Here is an 11,357-nt window from a genome sequence, read left to right on the forward strand (position 1 = left end):
GCGGACGTCCTGCCTTACTCCACCACACCTGATCGTTTACGCTCACCGGATCAGCGCATCAGGCCAAATCAGGGTGTCGCATCGGACGATCGCCTTCAACGCCTTGGCCTGAACCTACGACACGGCGCAAGCCCGGCGCCTAGATGAATCGCCAGCGCTTGAGCAGCCACATTTCGACCGTCACCAGTACCACCATAATGCCGCAGAACGCGGCAAACGCCATCGGGCTATCGACGCCGGGCATACCGCCGATATTGACGCCCAGAAGACCGGTCAGAAAGCTGATCGGCAGGAAAACGCCAGAAATGATCGACAACAGGTAGGTGTTGCGATTGACCTTCTCGGTGTGCCGATGCGCCTGATATTGCTGAACCATGCCGATATGCTCAAGGTAAAAATCGACCGATTCGTTGATCCGGCGGACCGTATCGCTGGCATTGGCCAGGTCGAAGCGATCGTCACTGAGTAGCGGCGGAAGCGACTCGATCAGGGCATCCAGCGCATAGCGCTGGGGCTTGAGGAAGCGTCTGAGCTTGATCAGACGCTTGTTGAGCGACATCAGCACGCTGTTGTCGGCATCGGGTTCCTCTTCCTGAGCCGCGATGATGGCATCGAAGGGCTCGACGAAGTCTTCGATACGCTCATGCAGCTTTTCGATGATCTCGACCACCACGGCGCCGAGATCATCGGGCCCCTTGCCTTCGACAAGCTCTCGGCGAATATCGGCAATGGCGCGGGAAGGCAGCTTGCGTGTCGAAATCAGCACCCCGCCATAGAACAGCATGCGGATGCTGAGCATATCGTCGGGCTGCTCCCCCTGGTTGAGATTCACCCCACGCAGGATCAGCAGGAAGTTGCCATTGCCCAGGGACTCGAAACGCGGCCGCGTATCGTCGGCCAGCACGCTGTCGATGGCAGACGCAGGGATTCCCGCCTGCGCCAATCGATGCTCGGTTTCCTCCAGATCACGTTGAAAGTGATACCAGGCACCGGGCACTAGCGGACCGGGTTCCGGCTCGGCTAGCTGAGTGACGCCATCTACAAAGGACCAGGCGTCGATAAAAAAAGAGGGGGTCATGACCTCTCCGTCGGCCGAGCCATCGCGCCTGCCGCTACCTGGGTTGCTCCATGATCCAGCGACCGACACTCAGGACGAGGTGGGGATTAGTTGCACGCGACGGTACCGTGTGGGGTCCGGCCGTGGCGGCGGCCTGGCACCGCCCTGGGCGCCAACCACCGCCGCGTGGTCAGACTATGCCAGGGTCCTGATCGCGAAAAAAGCTGTCGACGCCATCGACGTCAGGCCGGCCGAACAGGTAGCCCTGGAAAGCCGTGCAGCCGTGTTCGATCAACCAGGCCCGCTGGGCCTCGGTCTCGACGCCTTCGGCGATGGCCTCGAGATTCAAGCTATGGGCCAAGGTGATGGTACTGGCGACTATCGCTGAGCTTGTGGTGTTGTCGAGCACATCACGCACAAAGGACTGATCGATCTTGATCTGGTCCAGGGGCAGGCGCTTCAAATAGGACAGCGACGAGTATCCGGTCCCGAAATCGTCCAGCGCGAAAGTGACACCCAGGGCCTTGAGCCTGAGCATCGTGACGCGGATATCGTCTCGATCTTCCACGAACAGCGTCTCCGTCACCTCGAGCTTTAGTCGTGCAGGCGGCGCCTTGGTCCGCTTGAGTATCGCCTCGACCTCCGCGACGAAGCCCGGCTCTCGGAATTGCTTGGGGCTGACGTTCACCGACAGCGAAAGCAATGCCCGCGCGGGATCCTTTCCCCATTCGACCAGGCGTTGGCAAGCCTGCTCCAGGACCCACAAGCCAATCCGGGAAATCAGTCGCGACTCCTCGGCCAGGGCAATGAATTCCGGCGGAGGCACCAGGCCGAGCTCAGGATGACGCCAGCGCAGGAGCGCCTCGGCACCGGTCAACCGCCCCGCGTCATCGACCTGGCGCTGATAGACCAGAAACAGTTCACCGCGTTCCAGAGCCTGGCGTAAGTCTGCCTCAAGCCGGGTTCGTGCCTTGAGCCTGGCCTGGAGCTCGGGGTCGAAGAACGACGCCACATTACGGCCCAGCGACTTGGCCTGGAACAGCGCCATATCCGCCTGCTGCAGCAGTTCATCCAGCGTCGTCACGCCATCCCGAAATAGTGTGATACCAACGCTGGCCGTCACGCTGACCGAAGCCTCACCCAGCTCACAACTCCTTTCCAGGGTATCGAGCAACTTGCGAGCAATCGTCTCGGCCACCTCGACGACATCGTCTGCGTGGGTGCCCAGGTCGCGCACCAGCACCACAAACTCATCGCCGCCCAGGCGAGCCAGCGTATCTCTGTCCCGCAACACGGCTTGGAAGCGATTGGCCACGGTTTGCAGTAGCTTGTCGCCGCAATAGTGGCCCAGGGTATCGTTGACCCGCTTGAAGTTATCCAGATCGATAAACAACATCGCCCCGAAACGACCGTTGCGCTGGCTCGCGACCAGTGCGTCATTGAGACGCTCCAGCATCAGGCGGCGATTGGGCAGCCCGGTCAACGGGTCGTAGAAGGCGAGCTGATGGATCTCACGTTCGGCGGCCTTGCTCTCTGTCATATCACTCAAGGTGGCGACCAGGTGCGTGCGCCGCCCATGATCATCCAGGACGCCACTGATGGTCAGCCACTGCGGATAGACTTCACCATTCTTGCGTCGATTCCAGACCTCTCCCTGCCAGGAACCGGTTTCGACCACCGACGTCCATAGACGGCGATAGAAGCTGGCATCATGACGACCCGAACTCAACACACGGGGATTGCGCCCCCGGATCTCGCTCTCGCTGTAGCCGGTGATCTGGGTAAAGGTCTTGTTAACCCTGAGGATCGCGCCCTGTTCATCGGTGATCATCATGCCGAGATGGGTCTCGAAGGCCATCGCCGAGATACTCAGCTGGGCTTGCTGCTGACGTTCTTCGGTCACGTCTCTGACCACCGCCAGAACGCCATCCAGACCGTTGTCCTGGTCCGCCAAGGGACTGAACAATGCCGAAAAATAGCGCAGTTCATCGCCTAGCTCGAGCCGATAATCGAACCGCTGGGGCTGTCGAGTCTTCCCCAGACGATCGAGAACGGCATCGGCCCGCTCGCCGACGTCATCCGGCAGGACGCTGCGAAAATGGCGTCCCATCAACTGCTTTGGCGGTGCCAGCAGTTGGCTCTCATCGCTGGCATGGACGTAGGTGAATCGTCCATCGCCGTCGATCACGAAGACCAGGTCCTGCATGGATCCGATCAGGGCTTGCAGGCGCGCTTCCCGGGACTGCGTATCCTGCTGGGCAAGACGACGTTCGTGCACCTCCTGTCGCAGCCGGTCGCCGATGGCACGTTGAGCGACGAAGTAGCGCAACAACAACCACCCGAGCAGGGCGACCAGCATTCCGGTCACCACCAGCGCCCAGAAGCGCTGAGTCCAACCGGCCAGGATTGCGCGCTTGCTCTGTCCCACGACGACCCAGAAGGGCCGGCTCCCGACCCGGCTAGCGACGAACAGCCGACGCTCGCCATCCAGATTCGACACCTTCTCGTACGCGGTGCGCTCATCCTTCAGCGCTAGCCTGGGATGCTCGTCGTCAGAAGGAATCGGCTCCCCGACCCGCAAGGAGATCGCCGGCCGCCTGGCGATCAGGTCGCCGTTGGCATCCACCAAGGCGATACTCTCACCCTCGACAAGATCAAGCTCCATCAACCGCTGAGCCAGCACCTCGGGATCGATCCTGCCGATTGCCAACCCGGTGAAGGCACCGCTGCTATCACGTATTCGTAGCAGGTGCAGAATACGGTAGCCGACGGCACGATCCGACCAGTAAAGGGTGGACAGGACACCGTCCTGACGGGGGTGTTCGATAAGAAAGCGATAGACATCGGTATCCGCCACGCTAAGTGATGGATCCACGTCGGGGCTGGAGGCATGGCTGACATGACCGTCGGGCGAAGCCAGCAGCAGTTCATCGACGAAGTCGAGACTGTCGCTGCGTCTATGCAAAAAAGCACTGACCTCCACCGACTGCTCCAGCACCCGGGACTGATCGGGCGCATCGAACAATTGAGACAACCCCACCAGGGTCTGCTCACTGGCAGCGAACATGCTCAGCATCCATTCTGCCGCTAGTTCCCCCTTGGACGTGAGGCGCTCCTCGGACCTGGCGAGGTCGCTGTGATACTGCGTCATGGCCACCCAGATGATGCCCGCCACGAGTGCCACCAGCGCCACCAGGTACAGCACAACCGGGAGCCAGGCGCCACGCCGAGCTCGTGTCGAAGGATCGCGTCCGTGTGCCTGCCGCGCTGTCATGACCTCTCCTGGTTCCGACGCCTTCACTCGAACGTCAGCAATCGTCAACGCCTTCGCTGACACCGGCACCTCGCCCCGCGCCGCGCCGCGTCCGCTCCCACGACCGCGTAGCACCACAGCCTGGACCATTGCCCCTGCTCTGCTTGCCACTATGTTATATGCCACCGATGGCCCGTCGAACGTTCGAACCGTCAAACTAGTGAATTTCCGTTCAGAATCATCGGCCATCCAACCACGTGAACGGATCTTAAGCCCAAGTACACGGGGTCCATATTTAGCGCCAAATCATCCCAAGTACAACACATAAACATCGCCAGAGAAAGGCGCATACCAGACATGAAATAGTGATGAATCTCTGCGATAAAAGCGCAGACATCATGTATCAATACAGGGTTACCAACGACGCGTTTCGAAGGCTACCCCCGCGCAAAAAAACGATGTACGACACCACGCAATAACGAGGCATGACGGCCGCTGCGAGAACGATGATAGCGTTCTCCGGGAAGCCCGGAGGATGGCCATGGTCCTGCTAGCCCCACCGCGATGGGACGCGATAAGTACCACCTCACGGGCAGGGTACCGCACGGCCACGCCCGCCCAGCCCACTCGACGACTATGATGGAGAATACGACCCGGCGGGCAACGTTGTCGGTGGCAGAGCGGCCACACAGACCCATGCACGGCCGCATGGGGTCCCGGCTCACTCGACGCTCAGCCTCCCCCCTCACGCCGCCTCAGCTCGACGCTCACTCGACACTCACTCGACACTCAGCTTCCCCCCTCGCGCCGCCTCAGCTCGACACTCACTCGACACTCACTCGACACTCAGCTTCCCCCTCGCGCCGCCTCAGCTCGACACTCACTCGACGCTCACTCGACACTCAGCCTCCCCCCTCACGCCGCCTCAGCTCGACACTCACTCGACACTCAGCTTCCCCCTCGCGCCGCCTCAGCTCGACACTCAGCTTCCCCCTCGCGCCGCCTCAGCTCGACACTCACTCGACGCTCACTCGACGCTCACTCGACACTCGGGCCCGCCTCTTGCCGCAACACCAGCAGGCGCCCGTCATGTTCAGTGATCGGCACGGCGCCGCGCGCGGTGATTTTGACGGTATTGCTCAAGCCAACCCCCCAACGTCCCGGCAAGCGAAGGCACAGCGGCAGGTGAAAGACCATGTTGTCGGCCAACCGGCGCTTCTGCCCGCGGGCGATGTAGCCGGTGCCCTCTACCCAACTCGGTGGAAACTGCGCACCGACCGAGTAACCGAAGACGCCGGAGTGAAACAGCTCATTGCCTTGGGCGTCGAACTCCCGCTGCGCTAGCTCAGCGACCTCTTCGAACGCCACACCGGGGCGCATCGCATCACACAATGTCTGCTCCAGACGCTGACAAAGATCAGCGGCCGCTTGCATCTCTCGACTCGGGGGGCCAAGGGAGACGGTGCGCATGATAGGTGCCGTATAGCGCTGCCACACCGCACCAAATTCGAGAAACACGGATTCTCCCTGCTTGATCTCGTGACGCTTGTGATTGACATGGATCACGCCGCTACGAGCGCCGGCCGTCACGATCGGCGCCAGACTGAAGAATTCACTGCCGGCCGCCAGCATGGCCCTGGCGCCCTCCGCCGCCACTTCGTTGTCACTGATCCCCGGACGAATCACGTCGATGGCTGCGGCAAGGCCAAGCGCGGAGAGTCGGGCGCTATGGGCCAGGCAGTCGAGTTCCCGGTCGCTCTTGACCAGGCGCAGGCCCGCCATTAACGCCGACGCTCGATCGTGGAAGCGCTCCCCTCCGAGTCGCGACTGCAGAGGACGCATCACACCGTGTCGCAACCCCGACGAGACCCCATCGATGGCGACCGAGCGACAGTCGCTCAGAGCATCGGCCAGGGGCGCGATGACCTCGTCGAGCATTTCCCAGCGATAGCCGACGACCTCGTCCACCCTTGCCGTGACCACCGCGGGCCCCGTCTCGATGGACGCCACCTGCAGCAAGGTACGATGGGCAGTCACGACCAGAGCGGCATGGACCGACACTTCGAAGGTGTGATAGCCGCACAGGTAGAAGATGTCCGCCGGCGACGTCAGCAGCAACGCATCGACCCCCTCTCTGTGCATCGCATCTCGAGCGCGGACGAGACGCCCTTCGAACTCGTCAACGGGGAATGCCAACTCGCTGCCCTGTAACGACGCCGCGAGCGCCTGATAATACGCCTGATGATCCATTCGCCATGTCTCCGACCCGAGAATTCCCACAGTGTAGACGTGATGGCGGATCACCGAGCCTTGCACCGCCTCAGGAAGTTCGGCATTGGGTCAGCGTCAGCCGAAGAAAAACTGTTCGCTGCGCCCACGGTTTCGTAGAATCGAGCCACATCTGGTCATTCATCTTTTCACCTCACTGCCGTTTCGCAACGACATCAAGCAACAGGACAACGCAATGGGTAGGGCCTTCCAGAACCGCAAGGAATCCATGGCCAAGACGGCCGCCGCCAAGACCAAGGTCTACAGCAAGTACGGACGCGAGATCTACGTCTGCGCCAAGTCAGGCGGAGTCGACCCCAACGGCAACCTCGCCCTGCGCGGCCTTATCGATCGCGCCAAGAAGGATCAGGTGCCCGGACACGTGATCGACAAGGCCCTGGACAAGGCCTCCGGTGTCGGCGGCGAAGACTATTCCCCAGCCCGCTATGAGGGCTTCGGGCCGGGCAATGCGATGGTCATCGTCGAGTGTCTGACCGACAACCCCAACCGCACCTTCGGCGACGTCCGTGCCTGCTTCACCAAGACCAAGAGCAAGATCGGCACGCCGGGCAGCGTCAGCCACATGTTCGATCATCTGGCCATCTTCGCCTACCCAGGCGAGGACGAAGAAGCGGCCCTCGAAGCGCTGATGGAAGCCGACGTCGATGTCACCGACATCGAGAGCGAAAACGGCCAGATCACCGTCTACGCACCGCCAACGGACTACGCCAAGACACGCCAGGCGCTCCAGCAGGCGTTCGGCGAAGTCGAGTTCGATCTCGACGAAATTCAGTTTCTGCCCCAGGCGACCACCGCACTCGAAGGCGATGACCTGGCGCTATTCGAGAAACTGCTGGACATGCTCAACGAGCTTGACGACGTGCAGAACGTCTACCACAGCGCCGAGCTCGCCTGACCGACAGCGTTCACGCTGCGTTTACCGGCGCCCGTCCGGCGTCGGTGCCCTGCCTGTCCTATCCTGCAAATCTGCTAATGTCTATTCAGGGGACGCCTTCCAGGTGTCAGACCCGCCACAACGCTCCGGGCATTCCCCTCTCCATCGCGATGACCGTGACGCGACTCACGGTCATCGCGATGGAGCGCGGTGCCAAGATCCCCCAAGGAGTGCCTCCCCATGCCCCAGTCGTCTTTCACCGCTCATCTCCCGAGCAGCAAGCCAGCGCTGGTACACGGGCGAGACTTCCGCAAGTACATTCTGATCCACCTGGCGAGCCTGCTCGGTGCACTGACACACGTCGGTTTCATCCTCGTATTCCTGCGCCTGGACCAGAGCCTGCTGGCGGTGTTCAACGTCGTCAGCGTAGCGATCTGGCTGGCCGCGTGGCTGGCCAATCGCGCGGCGCACTATAACCGCGCCATCTATCTGATCGCCGGTGAAACGGCCCTGCATGCCACCCTCGCCACCCTCTTGCTCGGCGCCGCCTCGGGCTTTCACTTCTTCCTTGTGCCCATCGCCTGCCTGGTGACCATCAGCCCCAATCTGGCGCGGTGGAAGTCCGCCATACTGGGACTGTGCCTGATGACACTGTTCATCCTGCTCGACGAGGACCTGATGGGCGACATCGCCGGCCCGTTGCCGACGTTGCCCGGCCCGCTCTACCACGTTCTGGTGGCCTCGGCGCTGTTCATCCTGGTCGGCTTCGCCATCAGTGTTCGGCTCGTCTTCGAGATGCAGGAAAGCCGTCTGACCCATATGGCCACCCGCGACGCCCTGACAGGCCTTTTCAACCGGCGCTTCGCTAGCGACTATCTGCATCAGCTCGCGGCTCAGCGCCAGCGCGAGCCAGCGCCCTGCTGCATAGCGCTGTTGGACATCGACCATTTCAAACGCATCAATGACAGCTATGGACATGATGTGGGGGACCTGTCTCTGGTCAGCATTTCCAGCCTGCTGCAGGCACATTTTCGGCGCTCGGATATTCTCTGCCGCTGGGGCGGTGAAGAGTTTCTGGTCATTTTTCCAAACACTTCGCTGGAAGATATTCACCCGGTCATCGAACAACTTCGCAGCCAACTGACCCACCTTTGCATCGAGCATGACAAGGGAGAGTTCCAACTGACACTAAGTATCGGCGTGACCGAAATTGCTCCTCATGAAACCGTAGACGTGCCGATAAACCGCGCCGACCGCCTCCTTTATCGGGCCAAAGCAGAGGGGCGTGATCGCATCGTGACCGACGCAAGTTCACCGCACGAATCATCCAATATTGAGCAGTGATGCCCCAGGCGCGACCTCGACTCCTCAACCACGAATCCCGTACCAAGAGCGCCCCTGGGCTTTAGCCTCGAGCCTTCCTCGATCACACCACCTTCCTATCCCGCCGTCATAGTAGCTTTCCCCACCCACCGATAACGACGGATCTGCGAGCGTACGATACGTTCACCTCGACGTTCTTTTAACTTTACACGCAGAACAATGGCGGAACCTCGCCGCATCCGCGGCGAATACTTGTCGTCGAATCTAATCCGCGTCGAGCACCTCTTGTTCGAGAGAATTCTTCGTGTCACCCACAAGATGCCCAGCTCACGCGGCTTGCTACACGATTATTGCTCCCGACCACACTCTCATCGCCCCCTCGCCAGATAGGCAATCCCCCAACCCAGCGCTTATACTCCCATTGCGCCCCCGGCTAACCACACTTGCAATCCAGAAGGCAATCCGCATTTCGAAGAAAAGCAATCTCCTGACTGGGAGCGATATTTTTCATGTCAGAATCTGAAAAAGAAAGCCTAATATACCGCCTAAAAGCGACGCCATCCGAAGGCCTTCGAAAAGACTTTGTGTTGTATTGGGGGGGCTTGATGGGCGCCTTCGCCCATACCGCATTCATCCCCCTTTTCTGGTGGTACGGATATCCTATTCTGGCCATCCTAAACATCGCAAGCGCCACCGCCTGGATCGTTTCCTGGAAGCTTAGCCACCAGAAAAGACGCAACTTCGCCGTCAACCTTATCGCTATCGAAGCGTCACTGCATGCCACACTGGCGACGATAATCACCGGGCAAGAAAGCGCCTTCCAGTTCTACCTGATTCCACTTTCTTGTCTGGTCCTCATCTGTCCGGACATCGATCGCTGGAAAGCCGGCTTGCTGGGGTTCATCGGCATGGCACTCTTTCTTTCCCTCAGTGCTCCGCCGTCTCATGGGTGGTTCGCTACGACGTCTCGAATTCCCGAAGCGGTAGCGATCGTCAACATGGGCATCTCCGTCGCTACCATGGCTGGCTTCGCCATCATCATTCGATCGATGTACGAAGCACAGGAGAGAGACCTCACCTGGATGGCCACGCGGGATACCCTGACCGGCTTGTACAACCGCCGCTTTACCAGCGACTACCTGCAGCAGCTGGCCGAACGCCAGAAACGCTCGTCGTTTTCCTGCTGCCTGGCTATCATCGATATCGATCACTTCAAGACCATCAATGACCACTATGGCCACGATGCGGGGGATACCTGCCTCGTCGAACTGGCGCGAACGCTTACCGGTCACTTCCGCACCTCGGATATCGTCTGTCGCTGGGGAGGAGAAGAGTTCGTGCTGGTCTTCCCCGATGCTTCGGTGCAACAAATTGTGCCGGCAATCAATGTCTATCGACAGCGGCTGCACCAGCATCCGGTTGTGCACGGCACCCTGCGTATCCCCGTTACCTTGAGTGCCGGTGTCACCGCCCTCGTTCCTGGCGAAGACTTCGATACGGCCATCAATCGGGCCGACCACCTGCTCTACCGCGCCAAGGCCGCCGGCCGCGATCGCGTCTTCAGCGAGCCGGCCTGTGACGACTGCGGCCTCGCTGTAGGCGAGGAGCGAATACCACGCCGCCACGCCGGCGCATGAGCGTCGACCGCGCGCCCGTCTCCGTTGACGCCGCTGCGCCGTTCATGACCCGGTGGCCGTTCATGACCCGGTGCCCACCCTGGGCCACCAGACAGGTGCCTGGCGTGCCCCAAAAGCGTGGCGGTCAGGCCAGGTCAGGTGAACCACCTCGTCAGGTCAGGTGAACCACCTCGAAACGTGCCACGACGGCGCCCTCGGTATCGTACAACTCGAGCCGATCGGCCAGCACGCGGAACTCGGTGGCGGATGCGAGAGCCGCCACGAAGCGTCGCTCGAGATCAGCCGCCGCACCGGCGCAGGCCATTCGCGTCGTGGCCAGCCCCGAAAAGGCCACCCGGTCGGTATCGAGACGATAGCTCCCCATCAGACGATTGCACCCGGTGGCGCCCGCGATGCGCCCTTCAGGCGCGTGCAGCACGAGGTGCGCTTCCCTGCCCGCGCCGGACGTGACCGGCACATCCTCACCGTTCAGCCCGATCAGCTTCCAATAGGTGCCTTCGAGGCGCTCGCCGAGATACTCGGGCAAGCGCTCAAGCTCTGCCCCAGCCGCCGCTTCGACGGGCTCACCACGGCGATCCAGGCGAACGAGCGCAGCGTGCCTCACCTGCCAACGGCTCGGTTCGCGCTCACCACCGTCGAGGACCAGGGTGCTACCGCCATCGAGGCGCCAGTGTCCTCGCTCATGAAAGCGCCGCCCTTCCCCGGGTCCTAGGTAGACGCGTTTCAGGGTATAGACGCCGTCATCGAAGAGCGCGAGTTCATGGCGAATGCCCTTGCAATCGGCGCAGGCCAATTGCCCGCGGTAACTCGCCGGCAAGTCCCCTAGCGCTGCCGCGCCCTGAGCCCCTGACTGCCGCGCACAGCCGGCGATCAGCATGGCAAGCGTGGTCAATACCGCGAGTCGAAGCATCGTTTTCATGGTCC

At 61.3% G+C, this 11,357-nt stretch carries 7 protein-coding genes; 3 read left to right on the forward strand and 4 right to left on the reverse strand.

Features of this window, described 5'->3' with window-relative positions; translation table 11 throughout:
- Positions 1-139: 139 nt before the first annotated feature.
- The 3 genes from ACUN9Y_RS04605 to ACUN9Y_RS04615 all read right to left on the reverse strand — a co-directional run bounded on the left by ACUN9Y_RS04605 (position 140) and on the right by ACUN9Y_RS04615 (position 6,560).
- Positions 140-1,078, reverse strand: coding sequence for a zinc transporter ZntB (locus ACUN9Y_RS04605; RefSeq protein ID WP_445459511.1), 939 nt, complete (start codon positions 1,076-1,078; stop codon positions 140-142).
- Positions 1,079-1,247: 169 nt separating this feature from the next.
- Positions 1,248-4,331 (reverse strand): bifunctional diguanylate cyclase/phosphodiesterase, encoded by a 3,084-nt coding sequence (locus tag ACUN9Y_RS04610; RefSeq protein ID WP_445459512.1) that lies wholly within the window; start codon positions 4,329-4,331, stop codon positions 1,248-1,250.
- A gap of 1,017 nt (positions 4,332-5,348) precedes the next feature.
- Complete coding sequence (locus ACUN9Y_RS04615) at positions 5,349-6,560, reverse strand: M24 family metallopeptidase (RefSeq protein ID WP_445459513.1); 1,212 nt, start codon at positions 6,558-6,560, stop codon at positions 5,349-5,351.
- 214 nt (positions 6,561-6,774) lie between these two features.
- Here ACUN9Y_RS04615 and ACUN9Y_RS04620 point away from each other — a divergent pair, with 214 nt between their 5' ends.
- From ACUN9Y_RS04620 to ACUN9Y_RS04630, 3 genes are all read left to right on the forward strand, one after another.
- Positions 6,775-7,494 (forward strand): YebC/PmpR family DNA-binding transcriptional regulator, encoded by a 720-nt coding sequence (locus ACUN9Y_RS04620; RefSeq protein WP_445459514.1) that lies wholly within the window; start codon positions 6,775-6,777, stop codon positions 7,492-7,494.
- 219 nt (positions 7,495-7,713) lie between these two features.
- Positions 7,714-8,817 carry a GGDEF domain-containing protein gene (locus tag ACUN9Y_RS04625; RefSeq protein WP_445459515.1) on the forward strand — a complete coding sequence of 368 codons (1,104 nt, stop codon included), beginning with the start codon at positions 7,714-7,716 and terminating at the stop codon, positions 8,815-8,817.
- Between the two features lie 488 nt (positions 8,818-9,305).
- Positions 9,306-10,433 (forward strand): GGDEF domain-containing protein, encoded by a 1,128-nt coding sequence (locus tag ACUN9Y_RS04630; RefSeq protein ID WP_445459516.1) that lies wholly within the window; start codon positions 9,306-9,308, stop codon positions 10,431-10,433.
- Between the two features lie 151 nt (positions 10,434-10,584).
- On the opposite strand, the gene ACUN9Y_RS04635 is transcribed toward ACUN9Y_RS04630, so the two are convergent.
- The gene (locus ACUN9Y_RS04635) at positions 10,585-11,352 is read right to left on the reverse strand and encodes an META domain-containing protein (protein ID WP_445459517.1); all 768 of its coding nucleotides are present in this window, start codon (positions 11,350-11,352) and stop codon (positions 10,585-10,587) included.
- Positions 11,353-11,357: the final 5 nt, after the last annotated feature.

The organism is Halomonas sp. V046 (genome assembly GCF_052645355.1).

Coding starts and splice junctions, on each gene's coding strand:
- ACUN9Y_RS04625 (WP_445459515.1), top strand. CDS start 7,714: ATGCCCCAGTCGTCTTTCACCGCTCATCTCCCGAGCAGCAAGCCAGCG.
- ACUN9Y_RS04635 (WP_445459517.1), bottom strand. CDS start 11,352: ATGAAAACGATGCTTCGACTCGCGGTATTGACCACGCTTGCCATGCTG.
- ACUN9Y_RS04610 (WP_445459512.1), bottom strand. CDS start 4,331: ATGACAGCGCGGCAGGCACACGGACGCGATCCTTCGACACGAGCTCGG.
- ACUN9Y_RS04620 (WP_445459514.1), top strand. CDS start 6,775: ATGGGTAGGGCCTTCCAGAACCGCAAGGAATCCATGGCCAAGACGGCC.
- ACUN9Y_RS04605 (WP_445459511.1), bottom strand. CDS start 1,078: ATGACCCCCTCTTTTTTTATCGACGCCTGGTCCTTTGTAGATGGCGTC.
- ACUN9Y_RS04630 (WP_445459516.1), top strand. CDS start 9,306: ATGTCAGAATCTGAAAAAGAAAGCCTAATATACCGCCTAAAAGCGACG.
- ACUN9Y_RS04615 (WP_445459513.1), bottom strand. CDS start 6,560: ATGGATCATCAGGCGTATTATCAGGCGCTCGCGGCGTCGTTACAGGGC.